General features: G+C 30.8%; 13 protein-coding genes and 1 pseudogene. 7 read left to right on the top strand and 7 right to left on the bottom strand.

Annotated features, from left to right (window positions below):
- The first annotated feature begins 354 nt into the window (after positions 1 to 354).
- The gene (locus J1D01_RS15025; protein WP_421151412.1) at positions 355 to 1,623 is read left to right on the top strand and encodes a site-specific integrase; all 1,269 of its coding nucleotides are present in this window, start codon (positions 355 to 357) and stop codon (positions 1,621 to 1,623) included.
- A 595-nt stretch (positions 1,624 to 2,218) separates the two neighbouring features.
- Here the strand turns inward: J1D01_RS15025 and J1D01_RS15020 are convergent.
- From J1D01_RS15020 to J1D01_RS14990, 7 genes are read right to left on the bottom strand one after another with little or no spacing between them, the layout of a single operon-like run.
- Positions 2,219 to 2,662 carry a Fur family transcriptional regulator gene (locus tag J1D01_RS15020; RefSeq protein WP_421151411.1) on the bottom strand — a complete coding sequence of 148 codons (444 nt, stop codon included), beginning with the start codon at positions 2,660 to 2,662 and terminating at the stop codon, positions 2,219 to 2,221.
- Positions 2,663 to 2,672: 10 nt separating this feature from the next.
- Entirely contained in the window at positions 2,673 to 3,029 is a 357-nt protein-coding gene (locus J1D01_RS15015) for a hypothetical protein (protein WP_421151410.1), read from the bottom strand.
- Between the two features lie 6 nt (positions 3,030 to 3,035).
- The gene (locus J1D01_RS15010) at positions 3,036 to 3,389 is read right to left on the bottom strand and encodes a DUF6686 family protein (protein WP_421151409.1); all 354 of its coding nucleotides are present in this window, start codon (positions 3,387 to 3,389) and stop codon (positions 3,036 to 3,038) included.
- A gap of 11 nt (positions 3,390 to 3,400) precedes the next feature.
- Entirely contained in the window at positions 3,401 to 5,596 is a 2,196-nt protein-coding gene (locus J1D01_RS15005; RefSeq protein WP_421151408.1) for a PepSY domain-containing protein, read from the bottom strand.
- Positions 5,597 to 5,607: 11 nt separating this feature from the next.
- On the bottom strand, positions 5,608 to 6,087 hold the full coding sequence (locus J1D01_RS15000) for a DUF2271 domain-containing protein (protein ID WP_421151407.1): 480 nt from the start codon (positions 6,085 to 6,087) through the stop codon (positions 5,608 to 5,610).
- 41 nt (positions 6,088 to 6,128) lie between these two features.
- Entirely contained in the window at positions 6,129 to 7,607 is a 1,479-nt protein-coding gene (locus tag J1D01_RS14995) for an ankyrin repeat domain-containing protein (RefSeq protein WP_421151406.1), read from the bottom strand.
- Between the two features lie 4 nt (positions 7,608 to 7,611).
- Positions 7,612 to 8,520: a DUF6607 family protein gene (locus tag J1D01_RS14990; RefSeq protein WP_421151405.1), complete on the bottom strand. Its 909-nt coding sequence runs from the start codon at positions 8,518 to 8,520 to the stop codon at positions 7,612 to 7,614.
- Positions 8,521 to 8,625: 105 nt separating this feature from the next.
- Between J1D01_RS14990 and J1D01_RS14985 the strand changes: the two genes are divergently transcribed.
- The 6 genes and pseudogenes from J1D01_RS14985 to J1D01_RS14960 all read left to right on the top strand — a co-directional run bounded on the left by J1D01_RS14985 (position 8,626) and on the right by J1D01_RS14960 (position 17,323).
- Positions 8,626 to 10,773 carry a TonB-dependent receptor plug domain-containing protein gene (locus J1D01_RS14985; protein ID WP_421151404.1) on the top strand — a complete coding sequence of 716 codons (2,148 nt, stop codon included), beginning with the start codon at positions 8,626 to 8,628 and terminating at the stop codon, positions 10,771 to 10,773.
- A gap of 3 nt (positions 10,774 to 10,776) precedes the next feature.
- Positions 10,777 to 12,177, top strand: coding sequence for an HmuY family protein (locus tag J1D01_RS14980; RefSeq protein ID WP_372938237.1), 1,401 nt, complete (start codon positions 10,777 to 10,779; stop codon positions 12,175 to 12,177).
- An 18-nt stretch (positions 12,178 to 12,195) separates the two neighbouring features.
- Positions 12,196 to 13,455: a T9SS type A sorting domain-containing protein gene (locus tag J1D01_RS14975; protein WP_372938238.1), complete on the top strand. Its 1,260-nt coding sequence runs from the start codon at positions 12,196 to 12,198 to the stop codon at positions 13,453 to 13,455.
- A 425-nt stretch (positions 13,456 to 13,880) separates the two neighbouring features.
- Positions 13,881 to 14,038 (top strand): annotated as a pseudogene (locus J1D01_RS14970) (IS30 family transposase); the annotation flags it as partial.
- A gap of 298 nt (positions 14,039 to 14,336) precedes the next feature.
- Positions 14,337 to 16,589: a tetratricopeptide repeat protein gene (locus J1D01_RS14965; RefSeq protein ID WP_421151403.1), complete on the top strand. Its 2,253-nt coding sequence runs from the start codon at positions 14,337 to 14,339 to the stop codon at positions 16,587 to 16,589.
- Positions 16,586 to 17,323, top strand: coding sequence for a LytR/AlgR family response regulator transcription factor (locus J1D01_RS14960; RefSeq protein ID WP_421151402.1), 738 nt, complete (start codon positions 16,586 to 16,588; stop codon positions 17,321 to 17,323). Before J1D01_RS14965 ends, J1D01_RS14960 begins: the two co-directional genes overlap by 4 nt.
- Positions 17,324 to 17,382 lie beyond the last annotated feature (59 nt).

Genomic DNA, 17,382 nt, shown 5'->3' with positions numbered 1-17,382 from the left:
AAAGTAATTTATTTTGAGGTCATTTATAAGCCCGTCAACAAATCGGCTAACAGATTGTTTTTTGAGTTTGTAAATGATTGATATATAGTATATTATATAAGAGGAAGAGGCTTCCTGCCACCCCGACGAATCTAGAAATAGGTTACAACGAAACACTGTTAATTGTATGATTATCAGTGTTTTTTTGTTTTTGTGCATTTTGTTTAATACCAAATAAAAGCATTTAAAAATAGTAAAAAAGTGAACAAATCGTTGAACACTTTTTAATCTGAATTTTCATAACTTTATAGGGCTATTTAGAAGCGATTTGGCTTTTGTCTTTACAACACATTTGTATAACTAAAGACATTTAAAATGCAGACAAACAGCACCTTTTCCATTCTTTTCTTTACAAGAAAGCCTAGAGGAAAAACTAAAAACCATTCAGTATATGTCCGTATAACTATCAATGGGAAATGCTCAGAAATCAGCCTAAAACGATCTGTTTCGTTGAACACTTGGGACTCACATAAAGGTCGGGTTCGTGGTAATAACGAAAGTGCAAGGGTTTTAAACTCCTATTTAGACCAGGTTTACAATAAATTTTTAGACAGCCATAAGCAGTTAATTGAAGAGGGTAGGATCATTTCATCCTCAGCCATAAAGGCCAGATATACGGGTGAAGACGACATTAATAAATCCTTGAAAGACCTAATCGAGTATCACAATACTAAAATGAAGTCCATTTTAAAGCCTGGTACTATGAAGAACTATTCGACAACAGAGCGTTATTTGAAAAAGTTCCTAAAACAAAAGCTTAAGATTAATGATATTTATTTGAAACAATTAAGCTATAGGTTTATAGTAGATTTTGAACAGTACCTAAGAACTGTCAAAAACAAAAAGAACGCTTATATGTTATCCAACAATGGTGTGATGAAACATTTAGAGCGTTTTAAAAAGATGATGAACCTTGCCTATAAGTTAGAATGGATTATCAGAAATCCCTTTAAGCAGTTTCAGTTGAAATTTGAAAAGTTCAATAGGGAGTACCTTAGCGATAGGGAGCTTAAACTTATTGAAAACACTAATTACAAGAATGGACGTTTAGAAAGGATAAAGGATTGTTTTGTTTTTTCTTGTTATACTGGGTTATCCTATACAGATGTGAAGCAATTAGCAGGAAATAAAATAAGCAGAGGGATTGATAATAGGTTATGGATTTTCACTAAGCGGGAAAAAACGAATGAAACGGTTAAAATACCAATCCTTCCAAAAGCAATGGATATTTTAAATAAGTACAATGATGTGCTGCCAAGTAATTCTAAAGCTGCTTTGCTACCATTATGTTCCAATCAAAAGGCTAATAGTTATCTAAAGGAAATAGCCAAGGACTGCGGTATCAACAAGAACATGACCTTCCATATGGCACGCCACACCTTTGCGACCACAGTCATGCTGTCTAATGGTGTACCTATAGAGACTGTATCGAAACTTTTGGGGCATACCAAATTATCTACAACACAAATCTACGCTAGAGTAATTGAATCAAAAATAAGCGAGGATATAGGTAATCTGCTGCAGCGGTTTGATAACAAAACCAATCAGAAAGAAACCCAACAAAACCAATCAATTATTTTTTAGGCCTAAAAATGAATTTCCTTTCAATGCGCTTCTCACAAAACAACGGGAGTGCATTGAAAGGAAATTTAAGTTACAAATTATAATTTTAAATTAAAAAACAACTCTGTATTTAACTAGATATTGTCTATAAAGGATAGGTTAAGAGCATTTTTCTGTGGTTTTTGTTGCAAACATATGTCATTTGTTAAGGGTTTTTGTGGGGTTTGCAGCAAATCTGCATATTTTTCATATTAGGAATATATCGGTTTTCTACAAAAAAAGATTGGTTAAGGTATTCTCTTTTCATTATATACAGCCATCTTTCAAGGTCTTTTTTTATGCCTTTTTTTTGAAAAAAAGCATTGATTTTACTGGGCTTAAAAGGTTTTTTCTGAAAAAACAACACTATAAATAAAGCACAAAAAAGTATAGCCTTTCAAAGCTCTATATTTTAGCGGTGTTCCAGAGGAAGATGAAAACGTAACATCGCGCAGCGTGTTACCCTCTTGCTTCTCCCTTAGTTTTACAATCACACTGATATAGAAAGTTTTTTATGATTATCTATGTTTCTATATGCGAAAACAATAGTCTTTCTGATATTAAAAATTATTCTTTTTTAAGAATGTTTTCTAGTTCCATAAAAATACATAGAGTGTTTATGAATTTCTACATTAAAAACTTCTTCAATAGTTTTTTTTATTTCTTGAAGTCTTGGGTCGCAAAATTCTAATACTTCACCTGTGTCTGTTAAAATAACATGGTCATGTTGTCTGTTAAAATATGATTTTTCATATTTTGATATGTTATCTCCAAATTGATGTTTTCTTACTAATTTAATTTCAAGCAAAAGCTCAATAGTGTTATATAAAGTAGCACGACTTACCCTGTAATTTTTATTTTTCATTTTTTCATACAGTTCGTCAATGTCAAAGTGTTCTTCAAGTCTGTAAATTTCTTCTAGAATAGCATAACGTTCTTGAGTTTTACGATGCTTTTTCTTTTCTAAAAAATCTTCAAACACCTTTTTTACTATATCATAATTTTTACTAGTTTCTACCATTTTAATTTTTTTATAAAAAATTTATTCCATTATTATATAAGGCTAAATCAAAATTTAGTTCAACTAAAGTACCTTCAACTAAATTTTGCAGCGCAATTAAATTTTCATACCCCATAACAAGGCTAACTTGTGCTAGAGGCGTTTCAACAAGAGCAAGCTTGTTAGTATCATTTTTACACCTATTATTAATATGCCTATTAAGGGCTTCGTTAATTAAATCGTTAAAAACAAGTACTTCGGGTTCTGTAAAATGCAGAGTAGTTTTATCAAACACTATATTTAATTTTTTATAGTGTTTTGTAGTGTTGCGTTTCCACATAAATACAAATCCAAAATCATTTTTGAAAATTATATTAGCATCATCCATGAGTAATTAGTTTAAAAAGAATATATAGTCAACATCTGCAACAGAAAGAGTACTAAAAGGTTTTTTAGTCTCTAGTAAAACAAGTTCTTTAAAAGAATTGAACTCTTGTTTATTAAATACTAAAGAGAGGTTTTGTTGCAATGTTTGAATAGGTATTTTTCGTTTTATTCCGGTTTGATTGTATTTAGAGCACCAATATTCTATATCTAAATCTTTAATGAATTTTTGAAATATAAGTAGCTCTTTTTCTGTAAAATCAATGCTAATATTATTAAATAATAAACGGTAAATTTGACAGTCTTCACAAAAGGATAATTTACCTAAACAGTTTTTTGCAAGTGTTGTTATTTGGTGGCACATTTTAGTTGTTTTTAGTAACAGTCTGTTAATATTTTATTATTGTTTTCATATTTAGAAATAGAACAATTTAAATGCTGTTGTGTTATAATATTTAGGGTTTTTAAAACATCGTTTTTCATTGCTATAGAACCACAAATCATTATTACTCCATTATTTTTTAATACGCGGCAAACCAAATCTTCTTTTTCAATAAGGGCGTTTTGAACGTATTTTTTTTTGCTTTCTTCTCTAGAAAAGCTAACAAAAAGTCCTGATAGCTTTTTATTGTAGAATGCTTTATCAATAATATTTGTGTATAGTTTAAAGGATTGTTTTGTTCTACCTCCCCAAAATAAATACGTTTTGGTATTATGGTGTTTTTCTTCGTTCAGCATACCTAAAAAAGGTGCTATTCCTGTGCCATTTGCAATTAAAATAACCTCATTGGCTTCTTTAGGAAAATGGAATTTGGAGTTTTGTTTTATTGTGGCAGTAATCATATTATTATAATTTAATTCACTTAATTCTGAAGAGCATTTACCTTTATTGTGTTTTTTTATGCTCATAACTAAATTGTTGTCTATTTTTCCTATAGAATATAAACGCTCTTTAGTTTCTGATTTTGGAGTAATAGAAAGTAAGTCTCCCGATTTAAATTTTAATTGTTTGTTAGGTTTCAATTTTAATAAAAATGTATTGTCTACATTTAAATTTGTGCGTTCTAAAACTTTGAATTTATAGCGTTTATGTTTCTTTTTTGAATGTTTAAATTTCAGGTCAATTTTAGCCTCTTTGCTCCATTGTTTTACCCATGTTTCAAAATCAGATATTGACTGTTCATTTATTTTTACAAGTGGTAAGAATGGATTTAGTTTAGGGGTTTTGTGCAATAAATCATTAGTTTTAATTGCAAAATGGCAATAGTGTTTGTAGAGTTTAGAACCAAAACCTACCACAGAGAAATTTATTGAATTTAAAGGGCTTATTTTTTTAACAGCAGTTTCAAAATACTTGGCATTATTTGGAGCATCACCATCACCATATGTGGCTGTAAATACAATTAAATGATTAGCCTTTTGATAAGTACTGTAATTGTTTAAAGAAGAAAGAAATACTTTTTTACCTGTTTTTATTAACGCTCTTGCAAAATCTTTAGCAAACAAGTATGTGTTGCCGGTTTCAGAACCCACTAAAAGAATAATCTCACATTCGTCTTTGTTAAATTTTTTAAGTTTAACTCTAGATTTTTTAATACGTTCTATGCTCATGCTGATGCCTGAGTAAATAAAAAATATAATACTTAAGCTTGTTAGAAAAAGTAGCAATGACCAAATAATGCTACCTTGCCCAGTATGCAGTTTAAGACTAAAATTTGACGCTAATTGTACCAATGGATATGGTTTTTCGCTAACAATTACTCCAGAGTATTGATGTACAAGTATTTCCTTATTTTTTAATGCAATTTCAAAATAGTCTTCAGCATCATCAGAAAACGGAAATGTAAGTTTTCTTAGGTGGTCTAGAGGTGTTTTTTTTAGTATTGTAAATTCTGATACATCCTTTTTTTTATAAGATGATTTAGGGTTAATGTCGTAATTATGTTGAATGGAAGATTTGGGTAATAATGATAGTTTTTCAGCCGATAAATACACGCCAGTTGTTGATATTATGAGTATTGGTATTAAAAACCATCTGCTTAAAACAACATGGTATTTTACATTAAACTTGTTTTCTTTTACTTTGGAAAATAATTTTAAAATATTGCCTTGGCGTTTCACAACTAATACCAATCCTGTAATAGTAATAAAGCATAGTAAAAAAGATACTAACCCAACAAAAATGCGCCCGGTATTTTTTAAAAATAATGATCTATGAAAACTTGTAGTCCATTTAAAAATTGGGGCAGTTTTTTTTATTTCTCCAAGGTTTTTTCCTGTTATAGGGTTAACATATATGTTTGAATTTCTACCTTCTTTAGTTATTACAGAAGCCTTAACAGATTTAGATGGTAAAACTTCAATATCTAAGACTTCATTATATTTATTTTGAAGGGCAATTAGGGTTTGGGCAACTGTAACTTTATGTATGTTATATGAAGCATTAGAGTTAGCAATTTCTGATATAGGTTGAATAGCTAAAATAGCACCTGTAACAGATGCTAAAAACAAAAATATTGCGGTTACAGTAGCCAATAAAAAATGGCTGTATCTCCATATAGAAAGGGTCATAGCTAATTGTTTTACTGTTGAATTAACCGTATGTAACGTATAAAACCTTTGCCATTATGTTTTAGTTTTATGTTTTCTGTTGTTAATTCAAATTCAACATCACTAACGACGTATTTATCATCTTCTACTGCGGTTTCAAAACGTATGCTATAGCCAGCGTTAATTTTAGATTCTTCAATTTCTAGAATTTCTATTGCTCGCTCTCCTCCAGCAATGGTTTCTCCTGTTATAGCATCAATATTATTACGTTTTTTGCCATAAAATTTCCACCATTCTTCAACAGTATTAAACCACTCATCATCATCACCTTTTACATAAAGTGTTTTTTCGTATTCACCGTTAGGGTTAATTAGAGAAATAACAACATACGCACCATGACCAGCATAGTTTGTCATTTGAATTAAGCATTTAAATTTGCTAGAATTTGATGTTGTAAATGCAGTTAGACCAATAATAAGGATGCTTAAGATTGCTAAATATTTTAACTTCATATTTTAGATTTTAATAAATGTTTTATGTTTTGAGAGTAGTTTTATTTTAAAAACTCTATAGAGATATTGTTTTGTTTTAATAACTCGTTTTCTTGAGCTAAATCGTATGCTGTTTCTTCAAAATCTGTTGTTTGTAATTTATTGGCACCATGATTAAGTAGATACTTTAAAATCTCATCGTCTTTAGCTTTCATTGCTGCCAAAAGTAAAGCTGTGTTGCCATTACTATCTTTAGCATTTATATCTAAATTTAGTTCTGTAGCAACTTTTAATAAATCTATACTGTTTTTTTCTACAGCTAAATGGTACCATGTTTTACCATTTTTTTGAGCTTTATCAAGCCTATAACTTAAACTTTTGAGTTTGCTTAATTTTTCTGAAAATGATTTTTTATTTCTCGCGGAATAAGATTCTACTAAATAGTAAGACAGGTTATTTCCTTTTTTATCTAAAGCATTAAGATTTGCACCTTTGTTTACCAAGAAATTAACAACTTCAGCGGTATTACTTTTTACTGCCAACATTAAGGCCGTTTCACCTTTTTTATTGCTTAAATTAATGTCCTGAACATTTTTTTGTAATAGTTTAATTATTTCTAGATTGTTTCTGCTTACAGCATTTAAAAACGGTGTATTACCTTGTTTGTCAGTTTTATTGACGCTTAAACCTTTGTTTAAAAAGTAATTGATTACTTCTACGTTTTTACCTCTAGCAACCATATGTAAGGGTGTATAGCCTTCTTCAGGATGCTCAATGTTTGGGTTTAAACCAAGTCCTTCTAAATATTTATATATTTCAATACCATTAGATTTGCCTCTAGATATATAAGCAGCAAAAAGATAGGCATTATCATTGCCTTTTAAGCCTTTGTCTAACAGTTTGTTTAACAGGTTAATATCTCCAGATTTAGAGGCGTAGTTAAATACTCCGTTACCATATTTATCGGTACTGTTTATGTCTAAACCTTTAGAAACAAAATAATTTGTAATAGTTAAGTCTTTGTCTTTAGCAATGGCTAATAATAAGGCATTAGCTTTAAAATGCCCTAAATCTTGGGTTAAATTAGCTCCATGTTTTAAACAAAGGTCATATACTTTTGTATTTGTTACTCCTGCATTTGCAGCAAAGTTTAAAATGGTAAAGCCATGGTCATCTTTAATATTAGTTTTTGCTCCTTTTTCTAGTAAATATTCCATTAGTTTATCATTACCCTTGTAAGCAGCCCAAAATATGTATGTTCTACCATCATGAGTTAATTTGTTAACATCGTTACCTGGTTTGTTTAGAAGATGTACAATGGTTTTAAAGGGAGCATCTTGTAAAATGGCATATACAACTCCATCAAAATTATTGTTGTTTGATTGAGCAGGGTTATTACCTTCTTTTATTTTTTGGTCTATAATTTCAGGTGTAGGTTTTGTATTCCAAAAATCTCTGTTTAAAAATATATTTTCCTGTGCAAAACTCTTTACAGTTAATAAAAGAATTATGACTATAAAACTTGATTTAAATAATTTCATATAGTTATTTTTTTACAAAAGATTCAATTAGTGGATTAATTTCTTTTGCTGTTTTATAATTTTCTTCATCAAATAAATACTTATAAAGTACTTTGTTGTTTACTTTCTGTTTTAGCGATAAATCTTTATTTCTACTGTAAATATCATCCCATTTGGCTCTAATTAAAGCCCATTTTTCTTTATTTTTATTCCACCAATCTATTGCTCCTTGACAACGGCTATCTGGTACTTTTACATAGGTATTATATCCTTTTTCTTCTGCAATTATTATATCATTTTTACCTACTTCTCGTATGATTTTTTTATTGTCTTGATCATGTACCCAACCAAAAGAAGTTATTTCGTGTCTGTTGCCTCTTTGAGTAATATTATAATCGCTTCTTTTTGTGTATTCTCTTCTAGGTAGCGGTGCATCTGTGGTGTTTTCCCAATAGCTTTTCCCATCAACATGTACCCACGTAGCAGAACCTTCGTATCGTGGGCTATCATCTACTTGATATACTTTTTGTGTCCATTGCCCTTTAACATTGGATTTAGGTTTTGAAACAAATTTCCAGTTGTTATTGCCATTATACATATAGAAATTTGTGTTTTGGTATAACCAATCTTGTCTCCAATGTTTTACTATATATGGTTTTTCAGGATTACCTACTTGTAATAAGTGTTGAATAGAAACCTTGTTGTTTTGGTCATTAACTAATTGTGCCCATTCTAAACCCTTATCGGTTTTTGTTTCAGAAGGTTTGTATAGAGAGTCTTTACTGTAATTAAAAGTTTCAGCAAAGTTAAAAGTCACTTCAAAGCATCCGCACATACTTTTAATAGCCTCAAGGTCTTTTTTCTTCTTACTCTGGGCATTCAAGCTTAATGTAAATGTTAAAATTATTAATAAAAAAAAAGTTAATGGTTTCATATTTAAGTGTTTGTGTTGATTTAATGATTATTTTTTTAAAAATTACCTATTCTTATTTAGACTGAATAAAAATAACTTATATATTTGCGACAAATTTAATTAAGAATGATTCTAAATAAAAAATTTTTCACGTTTTATTTTTTATTTTTTTTATCAGGCTTCATTTTCTCTCAACAAAAGCTCGTAAAAAAGAAAGACACGCTTGGTGTAGAGGCGTTGGAAGAAGTTGTTGTTACAGGACAGCACAACCCGCAGTCTGTAAATAAATCTGTGTTTGAGGTGAAATTAATTTCTAGAAAAGAAATTGAAGCTCGTGCAGTTAACAATCTTTCAGATCTTTTAAATCAAAGTTTAAACATCAATATCACGCCAAATACAACTACTGGGAAATCTGGTGTAAGCCTTTTCGGTTTAGATGCGCAATACTTTAAAATACTTATAGATAATATTCCTGTTATTAATGAAGAGGGCGTGGGCAATAATGTAGATTTAACATTAATAAACCTTGATGATGTAGAACAAATTGAAATTGTAGAAGGCGCTATGGGCGTGCAATACGGTGCAAATGCAGTTTCTGGAGTAATAAACATAATAACCAAAAAATCATCTCAATACAAAACTAAAATAAATGCTTTTTTACAAGAAGAAACCGTTGGAGATGAGTATGAGTGGTTTGACAAAGGAAGACATATTCAATCGCTTAAAGCAAGTCATAATTTTACCAATGAAATATTTGGTACTGTTTCTTATTTAAGAAATGACTTTGGTGGGTTTTGGGATGATAGACAAGGTGAGATTTATGATAAAAACGATGGGTTAAGAGGGCATTTGTGGTTACCTAAAGAGCAGCATAATGTTAAAACACTTTTACATTATAGTAATGATAAAATAAGATTATTTTATAAATTCGATTTCTTTAACGAGCGAATTGATAGCTACAACAATACTGTAAACTTAAACGAAAATTCTGCAACAGAAACTAGTAATCCTTTTGCTTTAGATGAAGTTTATAAAAACAACAGATTTATACATCATTTAAATGCATCTGGTCATCTAACTGCTGTTGCTGTATATAATATTTCGGCGTCTTACCAAGAGCAAACAAAAGATTTAGAAACTTATACTTACTTTATAAGAAAAGATGAAAAAACAAATATTCAAAAAGGAGAATACCTTTCTAGAAACGCTTTTCTGTCTCGTGGTACTTTTAGTAATTTAATTTATACTAATAAATTTAACTTTCAAGCGGGGTATGATTTAACTTTAGAAAACGGTTTTGGTTCGCCATTAGCAATTACTATAGACCCTGATGAAAATATTGTAAAACAACGTTTAAATAATTACGACGTTTTTGCTTCCTCAGAAATCACTTTATCAGACAGGTTTTCGTTGCGTCCGGGAGCACGAGTGTCTTTTACAAATCTTTTTGATAACCAGTATGTATTATCCTTAAGTTCAAAATATATTTTTAAAAATAATTTACAATTACGTACCATAATTGGTTCTGCCAATAGAACTCCAAACTACGATGAACTTTATTCCTACTTTGTTGATGTAAACCATAATGTTCAGGGAAACCCCAATCTAAACCCAGAAAAAGGAGTTTCAGCTTTTATCCATTTAAAGAAGAAGTACGCACTTGGAAATAAAGTAACGCGTATTCAAAACAAATTAAGCGCGTCTTACATTAATTTAAAAGATAGAATAGAGTTAATTATTGTAGAACAAAGTCCTTTAGCTTATCAATATAATAATATTGATTCTTATAAGTCTTTTGGAATTTTTTCTGAAAACGTCCTAGAGCATAACCATTTTAGATTTCAGTTGGGAGCTTCCTTTTTAGGTATTTCAAAAATTTTAGATAGTAATACAAATTCTAAAGACGATTATCTATTCAATTTCCAACTTAACAGTAACATAAATTACACAGTACCAAATTGGAAAACTTCTTTTGCTCTTTATTTTAAACATGTAGGAGAAGAACAACAGTTTGTAGAAAAAACAAACGATGAAGGCGAACAAGAGTTTGTAAGAGGGGTAACCGATGCTTTTAGTTGGTTTGATGTTACTGTAAAAAAATCATTTTTAAATAAAACATTCGAAGCCAGTTTTGGTATAAGAAACCTATTAGATGTTACCTCTGTAAACACATCGGCTTTTTCTGGGGGCGCTCATGATGGACCTCCAACAAGCATGCTTTTAGGTTATGGTAGGTCTTACTTTTTAAAACTAGCATACAATTTAAACTTATAGAAAATGAAGACAAAACAAATTGTTTTAATACTCATATCAGGTTTTCTAATCTTTAATTCCTGCAGCGAAGATACAGAGCTTTTAAGAGATCCGTTTGTTGTGGCTTTTGAAAGTTTATCTAAAAACTTAAATACTTTTGAAACTGAAACTACCATTAATTTGGTATATTCTGAAGTTGCTACCGAAAGCGGAACGGTTTCTATACGTTTAGATACAGAAAATGCTATTTACGGACAGGATTTTATAACAACTCCAGAAGCTGTAAATAATGTTATTACACTTTCAGTTACAAACGGAGATAGTGAAAACACAATACATTTTACCAAACTAAATTCAGCTTTAGATGAAACCACAAACATTGTATTTGTAATTTCTGAAATTAATTACAATAATTCCAATATACAAGGTAATTCTAGCTTTACAATTAACTCATCTCCAGCTTTAGGAGGTAGTCTGGTAGCAGAAGTAGGTGGTCCAAATCAAGAAAATCAAGTATTTATAGATTTAAGTACAGAAACCGCAACAGCAGTAAAAAGAGATTCATGGGATTTAGGTTTTTATAACGGAGAAAATTTTAGAGTAACCATAAATGGCTCTATCTATATGGCAACAAAAGCCTTAGAGTATTATAATATAGATGAGGTTACAGAAGTTAGTGTTGAGAATTTAAAAAATGAGGTAGCTGTGGGGACTTTTAATCCAGATAATGCAGCCTATGTTGATGCTCCTAACGGAGATATTTTAGAAACTGCTATTGATGAAATTTCTGTAAATAATAACGAAAACCCAGTTTATCTTGTAAACATGGGTTATGAGGTAGGAACGTCTACACCAACAACCGGTAGTGTTCAAGTAGCAGGGGCTCATCGTGGTTGGAAAAAGGTTAGAATTTTACTTGAAGATAATAACTATGTTTTACAGTATGCTAATTTAGATGCCACTACACATCAACAAATTGTAATTCCGAAAAAAGACAATTATAACTTTAGTTATTTTAGTTTTAATACAAACTCAGTAGTAGATGTAGAACCAGAGAAAGAAAAATGGGATGTTTGCTTTACTGTTTTTACAAACATAATAGAAGGGGCTGGAAGTTATGGTTTTTCAGACTTTGTAATCCATAATAGAAAAGGAAATGTCCAAAGCTACCAAGCTGATGCTACAATAATTTCTTATGATGATTTTTTACTTCAAGATGTAGAATTAACAAGTTTTTCTTTAGATCAAACCACTATTGGGAGTAACTGGAGAGACGTGTTTAGTAGAGCTACTTACACAGATAGGTTTTATGTGTTAAAAGACTCAAACGGAAATATTTACAAAATAAAATTTCTAACCATGACCAATAATAATGGAGAACGTGGTTATCCTGAATTTCAATATGAACTTTTAAATAATATATAAATTTTTAATCCAATAATTATGAAAACAAAACTACAATTAATAATTATGATAGGACTTTTTTACCTATCAGCAAAAGCGCAAGAAACAGCCGTTAATATTAGCATGGGAGCTAACTATGCTAATGATGTGTACTTTAAATTAAGTGATGAGTCTACTAACACGTATACAAGAAGCGATTGGGATATTGCTTTTTTAAGAACTAGTGCTTATTCATTTTCATTGAGAGTAAATGATGGGGCGGGAATTCAAGTGTTTGATGTCTCTAATGACCCAGCGTATTGGAATAGTGTAGATGTACTAAATGAAGGAAACTGGACTGAATTACAAAATGATGAAACTAGTTGGGATACAGGAGCTTTTGATACGGGTTCTGCAGATGGTGCTTATCCTTATGGTTGGGGTAATTATATTTTTGCAACTCACCATATAGAAGGTGATGTGGTATTTGTTTTAAAATATTCAGATGGTACATATATTAAATTCTTTTGTGAAGAATATTATAATGGCTATACGTTTAAATATTCAAGTTGGGATGGTTCAACATGGAGTGCAGATACTACAGTAACCATTCCTAATACTGATAATGTTAACAATAAATTTAATTACTATTCATTAAAAAATAACCAAAGTGTAGTAGCAGAACCTGGTATTGGTAATTGGGATTTAAAGTTTTCAAGGTACACCACAGATTATTATGGTGATGGATCTTTATTCTATATGGTTACAGGTGTTTTACATAGTGATGAAGTTACAGTGGCTCAAAACGAGGAACTTTCTGGTATGCCAGTAAACCCAAGTTTAACCTATTCTGATGAAATTAATACTATTGGTTATGATTGGAAATCGTTTAATGGGTCAGGTTATGATGTAGACCAAACACAAGCATTTTACGTTAAATATGCCGATGATACTGTTTATAGACTTTATTTTACAACATTTGAAGGGTCTAGTACAGGAAACATTGGTTTTAGTTTTGAAAACGTTACCTCATCATTAGGAATTAGCAATGTTGGAGATAGCTTGTCTTTTGGAGTTTACCCTAACCCATCATCAAACAAACAAATCAACTTAATTTATGATGTTAGTGACTTTAATTCAAACAAAAATAAAATATCTGTTTATTCAACCACAGGTAAAAAGGTATTTGAAAGTGAGCTAAATTCAAATTCTGGTTTTTATAATAGGTCTTTCGATTTGTCTTCTCTATCAAGCGGTATTTATGTGCTTCAATTAACATCAGGTAATAAAAGTGTTTCTAAAAAATTGATATTGAATTAGTTGTTTAAAAATCATTGATGTCAATTTTGGTTAAAGCCTAACTTATATAAGTTGGGCTTTTTTAAACTCTAAATACAATGAAATTTAACTAATTAGGTGCAATTTTTAAGCTTGTAGTATTGTCATTAGTCATAAAGGAAATAAAAAATAGTTATTTCTAAAAATAAATGGAAAAGCAAGTTGAGTTTAAACACTTGATAAAATCAAGTATAAAACTGAGAAAGTTTTATTAATTTTAATTAAGATTATTGTATCTCTATGCTACCAAAGACAAGTTGGAATAACCACTAGTAGGATGAATTATTTTTTTCTCTTTTAAACCATATTACATATACAATAGGTATTTGTATTTTTATGCAATTAAATACAAGCAAGTATTGTTTAAAGCGGTTCTTATAGAATTTGGACTTACTACATTTGACTGGATATTAAGAGGACACCTCCCTAAAGGAAAAGACTTTAATCAAATTGATGAAAAATTACTCTTGACAATTCAAGATAAACTTAACAGCAGACCTCGAAAAATAATTGGTTATAAAACACCTCAAGAATTATGGATTTTGAACTGAAAAATGTAGCTTAGTATCATATTTAAAAAAGCAACGTTTGTTGCGTTAGAACATTGAATGCAGCAATTAGTTCAATATTTGGTTAAGTTTCAGAATTTATTGATTTCATATTACTAAACAAATAAACATCCTGCCCTTGCAAATATTTATTCAAACATTACGTGTATGGATTGATATTAGTCCACTACCAAGAAAATTACGCTTATATTTTCTGAAGGAGATTAAAAACCCGTATTTTGTTTTAAGTCAAGCCCTTTTAGCCAATAAGAAAATGAGTAAAGCATCCATATCAAATTTTTTATTATTTTAATTATGCATTTCTTATGTAAAATAGCCAACATAGGAACCAATAGAATTACGTCGATTTTTTGGAATCAAAATTCTCCTATTCAAATTTTTATTCTCATTTTTTTACTAACCACCAGCGCAGTAAGGGCACAGAGCATTAAAATAGACAGCTTAAAGAAAGAGTTGGCCTTTCATACCAAAAAAGACACTGCAAAAGTTAATTTGTTAATCGAGCTTTCTAAAAGTTATTCTACATCAGATATAAACCGATCCAACGAAAAGGCCCAAGAAGCTTATGATTTGGCCAAAAAGCTTAATTACAAAAAGGGAACTGCAAACAGTCTACTAAGATTAAGCAATAATGCCTTAAGAAACGGTGAACGAGATAATGCCGAAAACTATACGCATAAAGCCTTCGAAATATGTAAGGAACTTAAGGACCCGGATTGTATTTATGCTTCCTATACATCTTTGGGGAAAATAGCATACTTAAACGGTGAATTTGATAAGGCTACCGACTTTTATAATACAGGACTTGAACTAAGCATTAAAAATGGTGACTCATTAGTTCAAGCAAATATGTATAACCATATTGGAACCTCCAGATACAGAAAAGGAAATTTTGATGAAGCTATCGAACTGTTTAAAAAGGCTGCTGATATAAGTGAACAATTAGGTGAAGAAAAATTAAACTTGGACATTTTAAACAATATTGGTGCTATTTGCCTTAATCAAGGTAGATATACAGAAGCTCTAACTTATTTTAATAAATGTTTGAGCATACATATTGCAAATGATGAAAAGGAAGATATTGCCGTTTCTTCTTATAACATAAGTGCGGTTTATTATGAATTGAAACAGTACGACAAAACTCTTGACCATCTAGATATTGCACTAAACATTTATAGGGAATTAGATGATAAGAAACAGATTTCCAGAACATTGATTAACAAGGGTGCGGTTTATGCAGATTTAAAAGATTTTGAAAACGCCTTGTTGTATATGACAAAATCTATAAACCTTAGTAAAGAAATCAATGATAAAACAGAATTAAGTGGGGGGAATTTTCAACTTGGGGATTTATACTTTTTAATGGATCAACCTAAAAATGCTTTGAAACATTATAAAGCTTGCTTAGAGATAAGCGAATCTATTGAAGATAAGATCTATAGCTGCCATGCCCATATTGGATTGGCAAAAACTTATGTTTCGCTCAAAAATTATTCCAATGCTATAATACACGCCGAGAACGGAAAAAAAATAGCAAATGAACTAGAACTTCTGCCTCAGCAAATATTGGTATACAAAACAATGGCAACCATATATAGCGCAAAGGGGAACTATAAAAAGGCCCTTGAAAGTCATCAGCAATTCAAATTATTGAACGACAGCCTTTTTAATAAAGAAAATATCGAAAAAATTGCCCAGTTGGAATACGAATACAAATACAAGCAGGCATTGGATTCTGCTAGTATACGCGAATTAAAACTTACCAAAACGGTAATGAGTACTTCACAAGACCTTGCAAAGACCAAACAAAATTACCTTTGGGCCGTTATCGGCATTTTGGTTATCTCTATCCTGTCAGGTTCTTTGGTATTCTATCAAAAATACAAGAACGTTAAAGTAAAAAACCAAAATATTATTACCGAACAAAGGTTATTGCGCTCGCAAATGACGCCACATTTTATATTTAATTCGCTTTCAGTCTTGCAAGGCATGATCTTGAACAAAGAAGAGAAAAAATCAATTACCTATTTATCAAAATTCTCTAAATTATTACGACTTGTTCTAGAAAATTCAAGGGACAAAATAGTTCCCCTCATTCAAGAATTGGATGCCATAGACAATTATATGATCTTACAAAACATGGACGCCAATTCACCTTATGACTATAGTTTGGTGGTGGATGAAAACATAAATATCAATCTCTTTTTGGTTCCTCCCATGCTCATTCAGCCCTTTATTGAAAATGCTATAGAACATGCATTTTCTATAAATCAAGAACATCGGGAAATAGAGGTTCACCTTAGTTTCAACAATCAAAAGTTAAGCTGTACCATAACGGACAATGGTGTTGGAATAGATGCCATGCTCCAAAAAACTAATACAAAAAAGAAGTCGTTGGCCACCACCATTACCAGTGAGCGGCTAAACCTTTTGGCCAAAGATTTCAACATGCCAGGATCCGTATTTGTCGAGGATAGAAAAAAATATAATGAGCAAGGAACCAAAGTTACTTTGATCATTCCCTATAAAATAATAAAGAATTCATGAAAGCACTTATCGTTGAGGACAAAGCCTATATTAGAAAAGGTTTGATAAATATTTTGGAAACGGTTGAAACCAATATAGAAATCATAGGTGAATGTGCTTCCGTTAAAGAAGCAGTGGTGGTCTCGAATGCCTGTAAACCAGAATTGATATTTCTGGATATAAATCTCACAGATGGCACTGGATTCGACTTTCTCGACCAAACCGAACACCTTAGCTTCAAAACCATATTCATTACCGCCTATGAAGAATATGCTTTGAAGGCGCTTAAGGCTGGTGCCGTAGATTATCTTTTAAAACCTGTTGACGTTGAAGAATTGGATTTGGCCTTAAAAAAGATAAAGACCTTACCTATTACCGAACAAAAAGAGCAAATAAATACGGCAAAAAAAGTTTGGTATCAAGATGATGCCACTTTGGTGCTTTCACTCAGCGACAGTTTTCAGGTCATAAACCTGCAAGAATTATTGTACTGCGAATCTGACAAGGGGTATACGACATTCTACTTGGCCAATAATAAAAAATACGTGGCTTCCAAACCCTTAAAGGAATACGAGGAGAAACTTCAAAAAGTCAATTTCACTAGGCCCCACCAGTCTTTCATGGTAAACTTGAAATTCATAGACAAATACGATAAGTCGGGCGTCATCTATTTAAAGAATGGTCAAAAAATTCCTGTTTCCTCCAGAAAAAAGGAAGCTTTTATAACCACTTTTTTGAATTACAATAGTCATTGAGAACTATTGTCCCAATGATAAATATCACCGGAAATAGCTATCTCTCCAAAAACGCATAT

The organism is Seonamhaeicola sp. NFXS20, from assembly GCF_049132085.1.
Classification (GTDB): domain Bacteria; phylum Bacteroidota; class Bacteroidia; order Flavobacteriales; family Flavobacteriaceae; genus Seonamhaeicola.
The sequence above is the reverse complement of the archived record's forward strand: the minus strand, read 5'-3'. Positions and strand labels throughout refer to the sequence as shown.